Below are 16,890 nucleotides of genomic sequence, written 5' to 3' on the forward strand. Positions count from 1 at the left end.
CCGATGTCGCAGCGACTCGCTCATGACGCCCCCTGACCACGCAAGCATCACCTATACCCCGTACAGGTAAGGAATTCAGAATGTCCACACAACCGAAATCCACACGTAAGTGGTGGGCGTTGGCGTTGATCGCCGCCGCTCAGTTCATGGTCATCATGGACACGTCGATCATCGGTGTTGCTCTCCCCCAGATGCAGAGCGACCTCGGCTTTTCCCAGGAAGGCCTGACCTGGGTCTTCAATGCATACGTCATCGCGTTCGGCGGACTACTCCTCCTCGGCGGCCGCCTGTCCGACCTGTTCGGCGCTCGCAGAGTGTTCTCCGCTGGTTGGCTGATCCTGCTGATCGGTTCCGTTGTCGCCGGTGCCGCCGGTAACGTGGCCGTCGAACTTGCGGGCCGCGCAGTTCAGGGCGCAGGCGCAGCACTCATCGCCCCCTCGGCGCTCACCCTGCTGATGATGCTGTTCGGCAGCACGCAGAAGGAAATGACCAAGGCGCTGTCCATCTACGGCGCTGCCGCTCCGGCGGGCGGTACGGCCGGTGTGTTCCTCGGCGGCGTCATCACCGAATACACCAGCTGGCCTTGGGTGTTCTATCTCAACATTCCCATCGCCGTCGTCGCGCTGATCGCTACCCCCTTCCTGATGCCGAACGCACCGGCACGTACCGGTTCGATCGACTTCCTCGGCGCACTGGCCGTCACCGCAGGCCTCGCTGTCGGAGTCTTCGGCATCGTCAGAGCACCTGACGTCGGGTGGGGATCCGGGCAGACCTGGCTGGCGCTCGCCGTTTCGGCCGCTCTGTTGGGCGCATTCGTACTGATCCAGTCCAAGCGTCGTGAACCTCTCGTGCGTCTGGGAATCTTCAAGGCGCCCAACCTCGGTGCCGCGAACATCGCTCAGCTCGTGCTCGGCGCCGCCTGGATACCGATGTGGTTCTTCCTGAACCTGTACCTGCAGCAAGTGCTCGGATACAGCGCCTTCCCGGCCGGTGCGGCGCTGCTGCCCATGACCATCTTCGTCATGCTCGGCATGATCGTGGTGGCACCACGGGCCATGGCGCGATTCGGCGCGAAAGCAATGATCGTGGCCGGATTGCTGGTACTGGGAATCGGATTGGGTTGGATGTCGTTGATCCGGCCCACCGGCAACTTCTGGGTCGACGTACTGCCGGCGTCGCTGGTGGCTGCTGCAGGTATGACGCTGGCGTTCATTCCCTCACTGGGTACGGCGATTTCGGCCGCACGCCCGGAAGAGGGCGGATTGGCCTCCGGCATCGTCAACGTCAGTTACCAGGTCGGCTCGGCTGTCGGTCTCGCGGTGATGACCGCGATCGCAGCGGTGTTCGGCGCCGATCAACTCGGTGACCTGACGGAGTTGACGAACGGGTTCTCCGCGGTATTCCTCGGTGCAGCCGCCATCGCCGTAGCGGGCGCAGGTATCACCGCGGTAGTCATGCGCTCGCCCAAGGTCGACGAGCCTGAAACCGCTAGATCCAGCGTCAATTCTTGACCAACTCCGGTGGTGGGTTCGGCCGGCGATCACCGGCCGAACCCACCACCGTCGGAACCACTTAGGACTTGTCATGCCTCGCCTTGCACCTCTCACACCGGCCACCGCTGTCGGCACATCCAAAGACCTTCTCGCCGAGCTCGTCAACCGTCACGGACAGGTCGGCGACATGGTCGCGGCGATGGCTCACTCGCCCGCAGTGCTGGGCGGCTATCTGGAACTCAGCCGCGCAATGAAGCGCGCGAAACTCAGCCGCAAGATCACCGAGCGAATCTCGATCGCTGTGCAGGTCCAGCAAGGTTGCGCCGTGTGCCTCGAAGCCCACGTTGCCGCCGCGCACGCCAACGGCGTCGAGTTGGACGAGATCGAGCGCGCCCGCGCGGGCACATCGGCCGATCCCACCATCGCGGCGATGATCGACCTCGGACTTCGCGTCTATCGGGAACCTGCCTCGATTTCGGACGAACACATCGCGGGCCTTCGAGCGTACGGCTACGGTGATCGCGAGATCGCCGACGTAGTCGGAATCGTGGCCCTCAATATCCTGACCGGAGCTTTCAATCTTGTTGCGGGAGTGAAACCAGATGAACCGGACCGCTAGGACTGCACCGGAGCGGAACAGCATGCGTCTGTTCTTGATTCGCGACTATCGCCTGCTCTTCAGCGCCCAGATCATCGCGCTGTTCGGCACCGGATTGGCGACGGTTGCCCTGGGTCTACTCGCCTACGAACTGGCCGGACCCAGCGCCGGAGCGGTGCTCGCCACCGCACTGACGATCAAGATGTCGCTGTACGTCGTGATCGCTCCGCTCGCGGCGGCGTACGTAGACCGGTTGCCGAGAGGGGCTTTCCTCGTCGCGCTCGACGCCATACGCGCAGCTGTTGTGCTCGCCTTGCCCTTCGTCAGCGAGATCTGGCACATCTACGTGCTGGTAGGCGTTCTGCAAGCTGCGTCGGCAGCGTTCACTCCCACGTTCCAGGCGGTGATTCCCGACATCGTCACCGACGAGGCCGATTTCACCCGTGCGCTGTCGGCGTCGCAGGTCGCCTACACGATGGAGAGCCTGCTCAGCCCCGTTCTCGCCGCGATCGCGCTTTCCTTCATGACATTCAACCTGTTGTTCGTCGCCACCTCCGTGGGCTTTGCCGTCTCGGCACTACTCGTGCTGGCCACTCGAATCCCCAACGCTCGTCCCAGCGCTCACGGAAAGGCGTGGGATCGGATCGCGTCGGGAGTGCGAATCTTCGTGACCACGCCGCGACTGCGCGGCATCATGGCCCTCAATCTCGTGGTGGCAGCGGCCGGCTCGATCGTCGTCGTCAACACCGTCAACTACGTCCGCGACGAGCTCGGTGGAACCCAATCCGACGTGGCGTGGATGCTTGCCGCGTCAGGCACCGGCACGTTGGTAACCGCGCTGCTTCTACCGCGCGTCCTCGACAGAACCGCCGAACGAACAGTGATGACAGCAGGTTCCATTGTGCTGGTCTTCAGTGCCGGCGCCGCAGCCTCCCTCGCCGTGGCAGGAATATTCACCTGGATACTGACTGCCGCAGTGTGGGCACTCGTCGGCGCCGGGATGGCCATGATCGTCACACCGACCGGAAAGGTGCTTCGGCGCTCCGTCGAACCCGCAGGTATACCGGAGGTGTTCGCAGCCCAGTTCTCCCTGTCCCACCTCGCCTGGCTCGTCACCTACCCGATCGCCGGGTGGGTTGGTTCGAGCGCGGGATTTGCGGTCACCTGGACCATCCTCGCCGCCCTGGCCACAGTGGGAGCCGTTGCAGGGTTCGCACTTTGGCCCCGGGAGACGGGCACCGAGACGCCGGCATCATCGAGCGCTGTTGCGACTTACGAAACGACGCAAGGAGAATGCACCCTGGCCGCGACCCAGTGCGCCTGCGCTCGCACCGTCTGACGTACCACAATCTGGAAGACAACTCACCGACTTCGCGTGGGTGGCCGATGAGTGCCCGACCGAATATGACAAGAGTCCAAGAACTTTCGATCGCGATCTATCGATATTCTGCCCAACCTGGCAGCATAGGCACGTTCTTTGAGGATACTCGATCGGCCCGAATCAAGCGCGAGGACCTGCGCGTAAAGCGTGACTGATGAACCAGATCGAGTCAAAAATTCCCGACAACAACCACCTTTCGCGACAGACAACTCGACCTGTCGCATTGCAAGTCACCGATGACTCACACGTCACTATCAAAATGTTTGGCCGCTACGCAATGATTCCACCGCGTTCCAGATCGGATATCTTCTGGTCGCTATATCCAATCTCACGGAGTACCTCGCAGGAGTTTTCGCCAAGCAATGGCGGCGCAAAGCGATGGGTCACACGCGTGCCGTTGATGGTCAGAGGTGGTCTCACTGATCGGAAATCTCGAATGCTCTTGTGCACCATCGGCTGCAGAAGTTCGAGCGCCTCTGTCTGTTGATCGTTGACGACTTGATCAACCGTTTGAACGATTGATACCGGGACTCCAGCGGCCCTGAATTCCGCGACCCATTCGCTGGCTGGGCGAGCCAATAGACAGGCACCAAGTATCGCGGCCAGTTCTTCCCTGTGTCGCACGCGTTCACGATTGGTCTGAAATCGCTCGTCGGTCGGCAGGTTTTCGAGGCCCAAAACCGAACAGGCTCGGGCGAAAAGTCGATCATTTCCGGCAGCAAGCATGAGCCACGAACCGTTCGCGGTTTCGTAGGCTTCATACGGAGCGATTACTGCCATTCCGCTTCCCATCGGTTGCGGCAGCGTTCCATTTGCCAGATAGCTCGCGACGTGGACAGGCATCCAGTTGAGGGCAGTTTCATAGAGGGACGTTTCGATGAGATGTGGCTCGTCTCGAGACTCCCGCGTACACCAAGCGGACAAAATCGCAATAACCGCCCATAACGCGGAACCCTGGTCGATGAGTGACACACCAGCACGGACCGGTGAACGTCCAGCTTCACCGGTGACGCTCATTATTCCGGCGGCTGCCTGCATCAATGGATCGTAGCCGGGCTCGGACGATCGCTCTCCTGCGTTTCCGAATGCGCTGATCGTGCAGTAGATGATTCGATCGTTGACGGAGCTAAGGTCGCCGAATCCGATACCAAGCTTGTCGACCAGCCCAGGTCTCAGGTTTTGGAGGAAGACGTGTGACTGCGAAGCAAGGTCCAACACCACTTGGCGGCCCTCAGTCGATTTGAGGTCTACTCCGATCGACCTTTTGCCTGCGTTGTTGGCAAGGAAGGCTGCACTCTCACTTCCCCAGTCCGGCGGAGACCAGGATCGAGTGTCATCACCACGCGTGGGGTGTTCGATCTTGATCACGTCTGCGCCTAGCGCGGACAGAGTCTGTGAGCAAAACGGCCCAGCAATGGAGCCGGTGATGTCTACGACCCTCATCCCGTTAAGTGGCCGGTCTTTCGCTTCTGCTTCGTCGTTGCTAACCACGGTCACTGCTGCTCCTCGCATTGCTGCAGGATGCGCTGTGCCCTCGTTAACACAGGCCCGTCCACCATAGTGTCTCCTGCTCTAAAAACCCCGCCATTATGTTGGGGCGGAAGGTGTTCCAAAACTTGTAGTGCCCATTCAAGGTCCTTCTCGGACGGCCGAAATGCTCGTGCGACAATGTCGAGCTGTCCCGGATGGATGCAGAATTTCGCGCCAAAGCCTTGCGATTTGGCAAACTTGGCCTCACGTTCGAGGCCCTCGAAACCAACCAGATCGACATATGCGGTGTCGATGGGTGAGCGCAGTCCAGCCGCCACAGACGCGACCACGATTCGAGATCGCGCATACAAGAATTCGAGCCCGTTTGCGGATGGGACGATTCCCAGTTCAGCGGCGAAATCGACAGCCCCGAAGGCCACCGCCTGGACCAGTCGATGGTTGGCAATCCTTTCAACGTCCTGAAGCCCAATCGCAGTTTCGACAATGGCAATCACTGGAAGTCCGTTGTCGTGCAAAGAATCCAACGCGCACACTGAGGCCTTCGGCAAAACAATGGCGTCAGGTTCGACGTCGGCAAGCGCGGCAATGTCAGCGTCATGATCCGGCGTGTCGACTGCATTCACTCGAACAAGGCAAGGTCCTTGAAATGATTGCGGTTCGCTCAAGACTCGGCTCGTCAGTTCACGCGCTTTGGCTTTCTCGCCGGAGCGGACAGCATCTTCCCAATCAATGACCACAGCGTCTGCGGGTGACCGTAGTGCCTTCGCGAGAAGCTTCTCACTCGATCCGGGCGTGAAGAGAAAGGTCGTCAGTCCGGACAACCAGTTGGGCGTCGCGCTCCTCCACACGGACGCTTCAGCGGGTTCCATCGGTCAGCACCTCAACGCAGGTTCGGTATTCATATGGTCGCCTCTGGCTCATTAACTTGATCCTGTACGTTTCTGCGTTCCACGCCGGGGGGCCACGTGTACGTCTGCTTGTGATACTTGATGTAGTAATGCGTCTCGAGACCGCTCACTCCAGGAACGCTGAGGACTCTGTTCGTGAGCTGAAACAACTCGTCGTTACTTTTGCACTGCGCCTCGAAAAGAAGTCGATATTTGCCAGCCGTAGAGACGATGTAGTCAACCTCCGGCATCGCATCGAGGGCTTCGATAACCGCGGTCGCATCGTCGTCGCAGAACACTCCGACCGTTGCTCCGACCGTCTTACGCAGGTACGCCGTGTCCGATACCGCAACGATGCGTATGACTCCCGAGTCGATCAGGCGTTGAGTGCGCCGACGCACTGCAGTCTCGGACAGTCCTACAGTCTTGGCTAATTGGCCGTACGAGCGACGCCCGTCCTCCTGCAAGCCAGAAATGATGGCCAGATCCTGCTCGTCGAGGGCAATCTCGCCTTCCCCGTGCTCAAGCTCGAACATTCTTTCCTTCTTTCTCTGACTGCTGTTCACATTCGATCGATCCCCATCCAATCCTGGACCGATGAGGTCCTGTCACGCGAGGTGGCTCGGCGGTTGTTTCGATCTCTGCCCAGGCAATCGAGAAGCCGTTTTCTACTGAAAGCGAATTTAGGCTCGTAGAGACCACTTGTCAAGCTATTGACGCCAGTACTATGGTGAGCAAAGCCGATATTCGCCGAATCTACGTCTGATCGAGCCCATATCCGCATTCACAGCAATCCTTCGCAATCGAAAGTGGAGAGCCATGACACCCGAACCATCTCTGACAGGAATGCCTGCTTCCGGCTGGCGGCAGTACGAGATCGAACAGCGCCTGCACGAGCTACTTGCGTCCGATCCACCGCTACACACGGGCTGGCCGGACACCTTGTGGCCAGTACTTCCCGACAAGGCCCTGTCCGCCTCCCGTGCGGCGATGAGCCAATTCGCGCATCTCAACGGCTTTGTAAAACCGTCGAGCCTGAACGTGATCGAAGCCGAACTGCTGGCGATGGTGCGCGACCACCTGGGCGTCCCCGAAGATGGGGCGACCACGCTCACTGTCGGCGGAACGGAAAGCAATTTCTTGGCAGTCAAAGGCGCACTGTTCAAGGCCCGCGAAAACGGTGGAGTCACTGGGCAACCCAACATGGTGATCCCGGAGACAGCGCACCCGAGTTTCGACAAGGCATCGGAAGAACTCGGAATCGACGTCCGACGGATTCCCGTAGGAAAAGAATTCCGCGCAGACCCCGAAGCCATGGCTAACCAGATCGACGAGAACACCGTCCTTCTCGTGGCTTCAACACCGAACTACACGCATGGAACCCTGGATCCCGTCGAAGACCTCGCTGCACTCGCACAGACACACGACTTGTGGTTCCACATCGACGCCTGCGTGGGTGGTTGCCTTCTGCCTGCGTTGAAGCGAGTCGCGGGCGAGTCGTCAACGACACCATTCGACTATCCAGGCGTGACATCCGTGTCAGCAGATCTGCACAAATTTGGATTCACTCCCACAGGAATCTCGACGCTCTCGGTGAATTCGAGCGAACTCATTCGCCATCACTCATTCAGCATCGACGTCGCGTCGAGTTGGCCCTTCAGGCCCTACCGCCGAACGGGCTTCACAGGAAGCCGATCCGGTGCCGTACTCGCAGGAGCATGGGCAACCTTGGTCGCCCTTGGTCAGGACGGGTACGAGCAGATCGCCCAGGAGATCGTTTCCGGGGCAGACATTTTCGCGAAAGGGCTATCTACTATCGATGGATTCGAACTCGTCGCTCCGCATGAAAGCGGAATCATCGTGTTCACCTCTACTGATCCGCAGTGCCAGATCGAACGCGTCGCAAACGTGCTCGAGCGCAACGGCTGGCCGGCAATGCTCGCAGTCAGCCCCCCTCGCCTTCAGTTTCTCCTGAGCCCACTGCCACCGCACTACTACGAGCAATTCGTCGAAGCGATTCGAGTAGCCGCGAACGAAGTACGGACCGGGGTTGCAATCGACGGTGCCGAACTCACCACATACGGCGCCTGAACGAAACCTTCGAGGAAACGGCAAGACGAGATGAGCGGAACCGCAATGAACAAGTACGGCATGTTGATCGACGGCCATGAGACACAGTCGATTTCGGGAGAGACGTACGAAAGCCTCGATCCGTGGACGGGTAAACCCTGGGCGATCGTGCCGGATGGAGGCGCAGCCGACGTCGACCGAGCTGTCACCTCAGCACGCGCCGCGTTCGAAGGCGAATGGCATCGAATAGGGCCCACCGAGCGTGGGGCAAGGTTGCGTAAGCTCGCTGCGATCCTCGAGCGAGAAGCGCCCCGACTCGGCGAGATCGAGACCCGAGACAACGGCAAACTTCTACGCGAGATGTCAGCGCAGACAGCTTATCTGCCCCAATGGTTCTACTACTTCGCTGGCCTGGCAGACAAGATCGAGGGTGCGACGATCCCATCAGCGAAGCCCAACTACTTCGTCTACACGCGCCCAGAGCCAGTCGGCGTAGTGGGCGCAATCATCCCGTGGAACTCGCCACTTCTCCTCGCCACCTGGAAACTCGCGCCAGCACTGGCTGCAGGTTGCACGTTTGTCCTGAAGCCGTCGGAACACACTCCCGTGTCGGCATTGGAGATGGGCAAATGTTTTGCTGAAGCCGGCATTCCACCCGGAGTGGTCAACATTGTGACCGGACTCGGTCCCGAGACCGGCAAAGCCCTTGCATCGCATCCCGGAATCGACAAGATCGCATTCACCGGATCCACTGCTACCGGAATTCAGGTCGGACACAGCGCCATCGAGAATCTCACACGTATGTCACTCGAGCTGGGCGGCAAGTCGGCACAGGTAGTCTTTCCGGACGCTGACCTCGATGCAGCGGCCAGTGGCATCATCGCCGGAGTGTTCGCCGCTACCGGACAGACCTGCATGGCAGGTTCAAGGTTGCTCGTGCACAGCAGCATTCATGACGATTTGGTCAAACGCATCGTAGACAGAGCCAGCACGATCAAGTTGGGTGACCCCAAGATGCCGGCAACTGAGATGGGGCCGGTCGCCAACGCCAACCAACTAGCTACAGTGCTCGGTCTATTGCAGTCCGCGAAGGACGAGGGCGCAACCGTCGCCTATGGCGGAGGTCCGGATCCAAAGTTGGGCGGGCTCTTTGTCCAGCCGACCGTGCTTACCGATGTCAAACCCACTATGCGCATCGCCCGAGAAGAAGCCTTCGGCCCTGTGTTGAGTGTCATGCGGTTCGAAACCGAGGAAGAAGCGGTTTCCGAAGCCAACAACAGCGAATACGGACTGGCGGCGGCCGTATGGACCAAGGACGTTCATCGCGCGCACCGCGTCGCAGCGAAGCTGCGCGCAGGAAGCATCTACGTCAACTGCTATCGGCTGTCCGCACCGGGTGTTCCGTTCGGCGGATTCAAGAAGAGCGGATGGGGGCGCGAAAGTGGACTTGAAGGGCTACGCGAGTACACCGAAAACAAGTCGATCTGGGTGGAACTCGAGGGCGCCAGTCGTGATCCGTTCACCATCGGCTGACACCACTGACTCGCCATCCGATCCAGGCCGTCACAAGCCGCCGAGCAGACTCGGCCAATTGCAAGGAGAGACAATGACTTTGCACAAAGCACCAGCTGGAAGATTCTATGAAGACTTCGTCGTCGGTGACCTCATCGAGCACGCTGCGCGACGGACAGTCACCACCACCGACAACATCTGGTTCACGCTACTTACTCAGAACACTGCGCCGCTCCATTTCGATCATGAGTACGCCGCACAGACAGAGTTCGGCCGGCCACTCATGAACTCGGCCTTCACTCTCGCATTGGTTTCAGGCCAGAGCGTGGCCGAGATCTCACAGAACGTTTTCGCGAATTTGGGGTGGGATGCGGTTCAACTGCCGAACCCAGTGTTCGAGGGCGACACCATCTCATCTTTGAGCAAGGTCCTCGCTGTGCGCGAGTCCACATCACGACCGAACCTGGGAATCGTCACGGTGAGTACGACTGGATACAACCAGCGGGGCGACGAGGTCGTCACCTACGTACGCACCGTCATGATCTACAAGCGCGGGCAGGGACCGCAGCGCGGTAGCGATCGCCATACGGCGGTGACCGTATGACCAATAGGCGGAAGGACAATTCAATCCGGGAAGACTTCCGAAGTGTCGTCGCCCACGTATTAAGTCGCTATTCGCCGGACTATTGGCGACGAGTAGACGAAAAAAGTGAATACCCAACAGAATTCGTAGACGATCTCACCAAGACAGGTGCGCTCAGCGCACTGATTCCGGCCGAGTACGGTGGACTCGGACTCGACTTGGGAGACGCGTCGGTTCTCCTGGAGGAAATCAGTTTTCGTGGCGGCGTGGCGACTCCAGTACACGCTCAGCTTTACACGATGAGTCCGCTATTGAAGTACGGCAACCCCGAACAGAAGGACAAGTACCTACCATCGATCGCAGATGGGACGGTCCGGCTACAGTCATTCGCTGTAACCGAACCCGACGCTGGGTCCGAAACGACGCGCATCAAAACGAAGGCTGTCCGCAACGGCGACCACTACGTGGTGTCAGGACAGAAGGTCTGGACTTCACGGGTCAATCACAGCGACCTGATTCTGCTTCTCGCCAGAACGACGCCACGCGACCAGGTCACCAAAAAGACCGATGGACTCTCGCTGTTTCTGATCGATATGCGCGAAGTTGAAGGGCTTTCGGTCACGCCCATCGAGACCATGGTCAACCACGATACGAACGAACTCCACTTCGACAACATGGTGATCCCTGCAGATTCGTTGATTGGCGATGAGGGCGCCGGTTTCCGCTATCTTCTCGATGGACTGAATGCCGAACGGATTCTCGTTGCGGCTGAGTGTGTCGGTGACGGTCGATGGTTCATCGAGAAGTCACGCAACTATGCCAACGAACGTGTCGTCTTCGATCGACCCATCGGAATGAATCAGGGTATTCAGTTCCCGATTGCGAGAGCCCATATAGATATCGAAGCGGCCGACCTAATGAGATGGAAAGCGGCCGATCTTTTCGACGCTGGACTGTCATGCGGGCCGGAAGCAAATATGGCGAAACTCTTGGCGGCAGACGCGTCTTGGCAAGCAGCCAACGTAGCTATGCAAACTCACGGAGGCTACGGCATGGCTCGTGAGTACGACATCGAGCGCAAGTTCCGGGAGGCACGCCTGTACCAAGTTGCACCAGTATCGACAAACCTGATCCTCTCTCATATCGCCGAGCGGGTTCTCGGCCTCCCCCGCTCATTCTGAGGAGATACATGATGACGTCCGCTACACCAATACCTGTGGCTTCCCGACACCTGAAAATTGCCTTGGTTCAACAGCCCACACCAGGACAGGACCCGAAACGCGCTCTCCAAGAGGGAGAGATCGCTGTCCGTCAAGCTGCCGCCGCGGCAGCAGACATCGTCCTCTTCCCAGAAATGTGGCAGATCGGATACACCGCCTGCCCGGATGACGATGCCGGACGCCAGGAATGGATTTCCATGGCGACCGATGACCAGGGTGAATTCGTCCAGCACTTCGCAACCTTGGCCCGCGAACTAGGTGTCGCTATCGTGGCAACCTACCTACAGAAGTGGGATCCACTCCCCCGCAACGCTGCCACACTCATCGACCGTCATGGCCAGATCCTCACGACCTACGCCAAGATTCACACCTGCGATTACTGGATGGAGGCTGCCCTCACACCCGGCCAAGATTTGCCGGTAGTTCAATTGGATACAGCCGCCGGCCCCGTCGCCGTCGGGATGATGATTTGCTTCGATCGTGAGTTCCCCGAGACTGCGCGGATACTCATGACAAAGGGCGCAGAACTTGTCTTGGTGCCGAATGCTTGTCACCTCACGGACGATCGGATCGCTCAGTTCCGAACCCGCGCTTTCGAGAACATGATGTCGGTGGCGATGGCGAATTACACCAGTACATCCGAGGTCGCCCTTCGCGAGTATCCGCTGAACCTTAACGGGCGCTCGGTGGTGTACAGCGGAGTTTGCTTCGAACCGGACCGAACTCCTCTCGACCCGACTCTCCAACTCGCCGAGGATAGTCCCGGTATTTACTACGCCGATATCGACCTGAACGCTCTGAGGAAGTTCAGGGCCAGTGAAGTGTGGGGCGACGCGTATCGAAAGCCCTACACATACGACGCTCTCGTCAATGGAGAAATCGCGCCCGTTTTCGGACGTGCCGATTCCCGTCGTCTCGCCCCGGAGGTGTCGTGAAATGCAGTCACCTCCGAACATGATCCAAGGCCGGATCGAGGGCTACGCGGGAAAGCTGAGCTACGAACCGGGCGAAGAACTCACTCTCCACCTCAGTTCTCGAAGCGAAACTGACGTCTGCACCGTCGAGATCGCCCGCATCGGGCGAAACCGTGAGGTGGTCTGGTCACAGAACGAAGTGACAGTCATCCACCAGTCGACTCCAGAAGATGCCTACGCCCGCGGGTGCGATTGGTCGGTGACGCTCTCGTTCACGCTGCCCGCTGAATGGGCACCGGGATACTACGAGGTGCTCTTTCGCGCCAACGGAGACGAGGTCCTCGAGACACCTGCATTCTTCGTACTTCGCTCGGCCCAATCCGTCACGAGTCCGAAGATTCTCCTTGTTCTAACAACCAATACCTACAGCGCTTACAACGACTGGGGTGGGAACAACCTGTATACAGGTGGAGTCCAAGTGTCATTTGAGCGTCCCATCGCGCCTGGACTGCTTCGCCGTCCCCCTGGCGAGCTGTTACGAGCCGCCACACCGCATGGAACCTATGATCCCGAGTTAGCTCGACAGCGCGATTACATTGATCGACACCGAGTTTCAGGGTGGAGCGCCGCCGCAGGCTGGTTCAACTGGGAAGAGCCGTTCGTTGTGTGGGCAGAGGAAAACGCGATCGAACTCGACTATGCAGTGAGTTCCGACTTGGAGTTACACCCGGAAGTTCTTGACGGCAAGAACTTGGTCCTGAGCGTCGGGCACGACGAGTACTGGTCGTGGGGAATGCGTGACACGCTCGAACAATTTATTGCCGAAGGCGGAAATGTTGCGTTCTTCTCAGGCAACAGCGTGGGCTGGCAGGTGCGCCTGGATGACGATGGCCGCACCATGACGTCCTATAAGTATGACGCTCTGACGAAGGATCCTGTGAGAGATACCGACAACCGCAGATTCCTAACCGGCTGCTGGTCTGACCCTGTCATCGGACGTCCGGAGAATCTACTGACCGGAGTGAGCTTTACTCGTGGGGGGTACGCACGTGTCGGCTACGGAGCTCCGCGTGGAACCGGGGGCTACTCTGTCTGGCGACCTGATCACTGGGTCTTCGAGGGTACGGGACTTCGCTACGGTGATCTCGTCGGCTCTGAGAATGTCGTAGTCGGATACGAGGCAGACGGCTGCGAGTTCGTTCTCGGAGAGGATGGGTTACCTAGGCCGACGTCGAAGGACGGAACACCGGAAACGTTCACGATTCTTGCGACTTCACCTGCCCGACAATGGTCTAACACACCATCATTCACTGATTTTCCTGCCAACGCAGCCCTGGCGGAGGACGAACCAGGCGATCTCGAGTTTTTTGCCGACCGACTGTTCGGGAACACCGACTCGTCGGCAGCGCGTCGGTTGGGCCACGGAAACGCAGTGCTCGGGATGTACACCAAGGGCGGCGTCGTGTTCACCACCGGATGTACGGACTGGGCATTCGGCCTTCGCGGCCACGACCCACTGATCGAGCGCATAACACTGAACGTGATCGAACGACTTTGCGCCGCGACTCCTGTTGATAGGCACAAAGCGACCGATCACCACTACACGGGAATGTAAGGAAAGGGAACACATGACGCATTCATTGGCAGATATCCCGTCCACCTCAGCTGCACTCGGGACCGCCCGCGTCAAGCGCGGCATGGCTGAAATGCTCAAGGGCGGTGTGATCATGGATGTGGTCACCGCTGAGCAGGCCAAGATCGCCGAAGACGCAGGCGCCGTCGCCGTCATGGCACTCGAGCGGGTCCCCGCGGACATTCGCGCACAGGGCGGCGTCTCGCGCATGAGCGACCCGGACATGATCGACAGCATCATCTCCACCGTCAGCATCCCCGTCATGGCGAAGGCACGCATCGGTCACTTCGTCGAAGCGCAGATCCTGCAGAGCCTCGGCGTGGACTACATCGACGAGTCCGAGGTCCTGACCCCGGCTGACTACGCCAATCACATCGACAAGTGGAAGTTCACCGCTCCCTTCGTCTGTGGCGCCACCAACCTCGGCGAAGCGCTGCGTCGCATCAACGAAGGCGCGGCCATGATCCGCTCGAAGGGTGAAGCCGGCACCGGCGACGTCTCCAACGCCACCACCCATATGCGCACTATCCGCGGCGAGATCCGCCGGTTGACCTCGCTCAGCGAGGACGAACTGTACGTGGCCGCCAAGGAACTGCAGGCCCCGTACGAACTGGTCGTCGAGGTCGCCAAGGCCGGCAAGCTGCCTGTCACCATGTTCACCGCCGGCGGCATCGCCACCCCGGCAGACGCTGCGATGATGATGCAGCTCGGCGCCGAAGGCGTGTTCGTCGGATCGGGCATCTTCAAGTCCGGCAACCCGAAGCAGCGCGCCGAGGCCATCGTCAAGGCCACCACGTTCTACGACGACCCGGACATGCTCGCCAAGGTCTCACGCGGACTCGGTGAGGCAATGGTCGGAATCAACGTCGACGACCTGCCCGTCGGGCATCGCCTCGCAGAGCGCGGCTGGTAGCCCACAATCGATACGAGGATATGCAGCTGAGACGCTGAGAACCGAACAATGGCTGCCATCATCGAGTCTGGAAAATCGGAAACTAGTCTGTTGACGAGTAATTCGACTGTCCCGCAACCGATGTGGCGGCCATTTCGGCTACTCCCGACACTGATGGTGTTACACGGCAAGAGTCGGGTACCACCGATCGCCGAAAGTCCGCTCCCCACTTCTTCATGTACTTGTTCGAGATTCACAGCAGACTTGAAATTCACATCATCTCCCGATCCACAGGCAATGCCGACACAAAAGGCTGCGGCGAGAGGTCTCGCCGGAGATCGGTAACAATCGGAGAGTGCCGTCAAGAGCACACAGATACACTCCGCCAAGGTCGCTACAGCTCACGTGGAACGCAACGGACTATTCCAATGCCGCCGTGTACGACGCCCCACCACCGTCGCTACACGGCGACATACTCCGGCGAGAACAGGTCGATACGAGACCGTTTCGGTTTCTCAAGAATGGTCGAATTTGTCTCGCTTGCAACCAATTCGATGCTTGACTTGCACGGACAAGGCGGCGCCCAACTTGAACCTGGCGAGGACCAGCAGCTCGCACTCCGAGACAAACACACGTTGCCAGGGACACGGCATCGAGTCATCGCAGACACTGTTCCAAAGAATCAGCGTGGAACCTCAGCCGCCGGTGAACAACCCGACACCAGCATCTGAGGTGTCGCCCTCCAGTTCTGCGGAGAGAATGCAGTGGGGATGCGCAACCTCATCTTTGGAGCAGGAACTGAGAAATTAAGCGCACCAACGGAATTCTTGCACATAGATCAGTGCATCAACAAGAATCGCTCCGCAATTGTGCGACCTACCGCAATGACTGCATCTTGATTTGACTGTTCCCGTAAACAACGATGAGCAGGGCCCGCAATCTTATCTTACTCACCAGATCAATTCTGGTTCAGGACTTCTGGTGCATCGGTAAGGGATCTCCGCACCTACCGAACTGGCGCTCTTGCACGGTCAGAAGTGATCACGAATATGGACCTGCCTACGGCAGAACAGCGCGTCCCACTGCAAGTCGGAATTCACGTCTCCACCGCTCAGGAAATCCAAACTTCGCAAGTTGGCGCTGGATTGCGCACCTGCCAATGTAAGAGCTAGACCACCGTGCGTGAGAACACGACCGCTGGAGGCCTCCGCTTGTGTGCAAACTCCGGTCCCGCTGTTGATCTCCAGGCAATTCTGCACACCTGCAACCGAATAGCTCAGTGCCAGAGACATATCTGAAGGAAATGTCAGGTGCCCCAGAACCTGCGGGTCGAGAACCGCAAGCATGTAGGGTACAGATTGTGATACCTCCCACTGCGACGACTGCAGAATAAGGCGCACAACGTCCATACCCGACGTTCGCAGTTGAGCGATCGGTGCAACCGCGCTGAATGAACCTAGTGCCGCAGCTAGTGTGACGACGGACTCGCGATCATCGGCGACGAATTCATCTATTTCGAGCACACTGTCTATGCCGAAATTGCTCGGGCAACGCCAGATCGCATAGCCGCCGATCGAACCATCGGCGCGATCAACTACCGTGACCTGAAAACCTGGACGATTGAGTATATTTGAGCCAGCAGGGAATGCTGCGCCCACGCGCGTCAGCGGGCCGTTCTGCTGCCGCGCCCAGCGATCGTAGACGGCAGCGATTTGGGCTGCATCGCTGTGGTGTGCACGTCGCGCGTTTGAATAGGCACCCGCGCTTGCCAATTCGTGAGTCGGAAATCGAACCGTCAGCAGCTCGGCAATCACCTCGTATCCATATCTCCGGTAAACGGTCGTCGAGGTAGGGAAGAGACTCGTAAGGAGCGCGCCACGTATGCGCGCAACTTCGGAAATCTCGCGCATCAGTTGACGGAGTAATCCCTGGCCTCTGTGCTCAGCACGAACAGTAACGGCTGCGATGCCAGAAGTTGCCAGCGCCGATCCGCCGAACCAAGATTGGAAATCAAGTTCCGAGGCCGTTGCTATCATTCCCGACCGATTGAACACACCCCACACTGTTTGTCCAGGTCGACCAAATGATGCCTCAATGTCGCCTTGGAGCGTAGAACTACCGAAGGCCTCTCGGCACAAGCCGCGCCACTCCTCGGCGTCAGAGATCGACAGCGGTCGAATTGAGGTACTCATGATATATATTTCGCACTTTCGTCT

General features: G+C 59.0%; 14 protein-coding genes. 10 read left to right on the forward strand and 4 right to left on the reverse strand.

Features of this window, described 5'->3' with window-relative positions:
- Positions 1–80 precede the first annotated feature (80 nt).
- From G8767_RS25805 to G8767_RS25815, 3 genes are all read left to right on the forward strand, one after another.
- The gene (locus tag G8767_RS25805) at positions 81–1,511 is read left to right on the forward strand and encodes an MFS transporter (protein ID WP_166812606.1); all 1,431 of its coding nucleotides are present in this window, start codon (positions 81–83) and stop codon (positions 1,509–1,511) included.
- Positions 1,512–1,584: 73 nt separating this feature from the next.
- Positions 1,585–2,112 (forward strand): carboxymuconolactone decarboxylase family protein, encoded by a 528-nt coding sequence (locus G8767_RS25810; RefSeq protein ID WP_166812608.1) that lies wholly within the window; start codon positions 1,585–1,587, stop codon positions 2,110–2,112.
- Positions 2,096–3,430: an MFS transporter gene (locus G8767_RS25815; protein WP_206029790.1), complete on the forward strand. Its 1,335-nt coding sequence runs from the start codon at positions 2,096–2,098 to the stop codon at positions 3,428–3,430. Before G8767_RS25810 ends, G8767_RS25815 begins: the two co-directional genes overlap by 17 nt.
- 312 nt (positions 3,431–3,742) lie before the next feature.
- On the opposite strand, the gene G8767_RS25820 is transcribed toward G8767_RS25815, so the two are convergent.
- From G8767_RS25820 to G8767_RS25830, 3 genes are read right to left on the reverse strand one after another with little or no spacing between them, the layout of a single operon-like run.
- The gene (locus G8767_RS25820; protein ID WP_143538645.1) at positions 3,743–4,969 is read right to left on the reverse strand and encodes a CaiB/BaiF CoA-transferase family protein; all 1,227 of its coding nucleotides are present in this window, start codon (positions 4,967–4,969) and stop codon (positions 3,743–3,745) included.
- A complete protein-coding gene (locus G8767_RS25825) occupies positions 4,966–5,832 on the reverse strand; it encodes a CoA ester lyase (RefSeq protein ID WP_166812612.1) in 867 nt (288 codons plus the stop codon). Before G8767_RS25825 ends, G8767_RS25820 begins: the two co-directional genes overlap by 4 nt.
- A gap of 29 nt (positions 5,833–5,861) precedes the next feature.
- Positions 5,862–6,386 carry an Lrp/AsnC family transcriptional regulator gene (locus tag G8767_RS25830; protein WP_095970770.1) on the reverse strand — a complete coding sequence of 175 codons (525 nt, stop codon included), beginning with the start codon at positions 6,384–6,386 and terminating at the stop codon, positions 5,862–5,864.
- A gap of 283 nt (positions 6,387–6,669) precedes the next feature.
- On the opposite strand from G8767_RS25830, the gene G8767_RS25835 reads away from it, so the two are divergent.
- From G8767_RS25835 to pdxS, 7 genes are all read left to right on the forward strand, one after another.
- A complete protein-coding gene (locus G8767_RS25835; protein WP_166812614.1) occupies positions 6,670–7,941 on the forward strand; it encodes an aminotransferase class V-fold PLP-dependent enzyme in 1,272 nt (423 codons plus the stop codon).
- Positions 7,942–7,971: 30 nt separating this feature from the next.
- The gene (locus G8767_RS25840) at positions 7,972–9,453 is read left to right on the forward strand and encodes an aldehyde dehydrogenase (RefSeq protein WP_095970768.1); all 1,482 of its coding nucleotides are present in this window, start codon (positions 7,972–7,974) and stop codon (positions 9,451–9,453) included.
- A 73-nt stretch (positions 9,454–9,526) separates the two neighbouring features.
- A complete protein-coding gene (locus G8767_RS25845) occupies positions 9,527–10,036 on the forward strand; it encodes a MaoC family dehydratase (RefSeq protein WP_095970767.1) in 510 nt (169 codons plus the stop codon).
- The gene (locus G8767_RS25850; protein ID WP_095970766.1) at positions 10,033–11,196 is read left to right on the forward strand and encodes an acyl-CoA dehydrogenase family protein; all 1,164 of its coding nucleotides are present in this window, start codon (positions 10,033–10,035) and stop codon (positions 11,194–11,196) included. Before G8767_RS25845 ends, G8767_RS25850 begins: the two co-directional genes overlap by 4 nt.
- 35 nt (positions 11,197–11,231) lie before the next feature.
- Positions 11,232–12,170 carry a carbon-nitrogen hydrolase family protein gene (locus G8767_RS25855; protein WP_166812616.1) on the forward strand — a complete coding sequence of 313 codons (939 nt, stop codon included), beginning with the start codon at positions 11,232–11,234 and terminating at the stop codon, positions 12,168–12,170.
- Between the two features lies 1 nt (position 12,171).
- Complete coding sequence (locus G8767_RS25860; RefSeq protein WP_095970764.1) at positions 12,172–13,764, forward strand: N,N-dimethylformamidase beta subunit family domain-containing protein; 1,593 nt, start codon at positions 12,172–12,174, stop codon at positions 13,762–13,764.
- A gap of 13 nt (positions 13,765–13,777) precedes the next feature.
- Positions 13,778–14,695 (forward strand): pyridoxal 5'-phosphate synthase lyase subunit PdxS, encoded by a 918-nt coding sequence (gene pdxS, locus G8767_RS25865; RefSeq protein ID WP_166812618.1) that lies wholly within the window; start codon positions 13,778–13,780, stop codon positions 14,693–14,695.
- A 1,010-nt stretch (positions 14,696–15,705) separates the two neighbouring features.
- Here pdxS and G8767_RS25870 read toward each other — a convergent pair.
- Positions 15,706–16,866, reverse strand: a complete 1,161-nt coding sequence (locus tag G8767_RS25870; protein WP_166812620.1) for a GNAT family N-acetyltransferase — start codon at positions 16,864–16,866, stop codon at positions 15,706–15,708.
- Positions 16,867–16,890: the final 24 nt, after the last annotated feature.

Origin of the sequence: Rhodococcus sp. IC4_135 (genome assembly GCF_011602025.1) — a bacterium.
In the GTDB taxonomy this organism is placed as follows: domain Bacteria; phylum Actinomycetota; class Actinomycetes; order Mycobacteriales; family Mycobacteriaceae; genus Rhodococcus_F; species Rhodococcus_F baikonurensis.

What these genes read in the sequence shown, in the direction of transcription:
- G8767_RS25805 (WP_166812606.1), top strand. Translation starts at nt 81, where the DNA reads ATGTCCACACAACCGAAATCCACACGTAAGTGGTGGGCGTTGGCGTTG.
- G8767_RS25810 (WP_166812608.1), top strand. Translation starts at nt 1,585, where the DNA reads ATGCCTCGCCTTGCACCTCTCACACCGGCCACCGCTGTCGGCACATCC.
- G8767_RS25815 (WP_206029790.1), top strand. Translation starts at nt 2,096, where the DNA reads ATGAACCGGACCGCTAGGACTGCACCGGAGCGGAACAGCATGCGTCTG.
- G8767_RS25825 (WP_166812612.1), bottom strand. Translation starts at nt 5,832, where the DNA reads ATGGAACCCGCTGAAGCGTCCGTGTGGAGGAGCGCGACGCCCAACTGG.
- G8767_RS25830 (WP_095970770.1), bottom strand. Translation starts at nt 6,386, where the DNA reads ATGTTCGAGCTTGAGCACGGGGAAGGCGAGATTGCCCTCGACGAGCAG.
- G8767_RS25835 (WP_166812614.1), top strand. Translation starts at nt 6,670, where the DNA reads ATGACACCCGAACCATCTCTGACAGGAATGCCTGCTTCCGGCTGGCGG.
- G8767_RS25840 (WP_095970768.1), top strand. Translation starts at nt 7,972, where the DNA reads ATGAGCGGAACCGCAATGAACAAGTACGGCATGTTGATCGACGGCCAT.
- G8767_RS25845 (WP_095970767.1), top strand. Translation starts at nt 9,527, where the DNA reads ATGACTTTGCACAAAGCACCAGCTGGAAGATTCTATGAAGACTTCGTC.
- G8767_RS25850 (WP_095970766.1), top strand. Translation starts at nt 10,033, where the DNA reads ATGACCAATAGGCGGAAGGACAATTCAATCCGGGAAGACTTCCGAAGT.
- G8767_RS25860 (WP_095970764.1), top strand. Translation starts at nt 12,172, where the DNA reads ATGCAGTCACCTCCGAACATGATCCAAGGCCGGATCGAGGGCTACGCG.
- pdxS (WP_166812618.1), top strand. Translation starts at nt 13,778, where the DNA reads ATGACGCATTCATTGGCAGATATCCCGTCCACCTCAGCTGCACTCGGG.
- G8767_RS25870 (WP_166812620.1), bottom strand. Translation starts at nt 16,866, where the DNA reads ATGAGTACCTCAATTCGACCGCTGTCGATCTCTGACGCCGAGGAGTGG.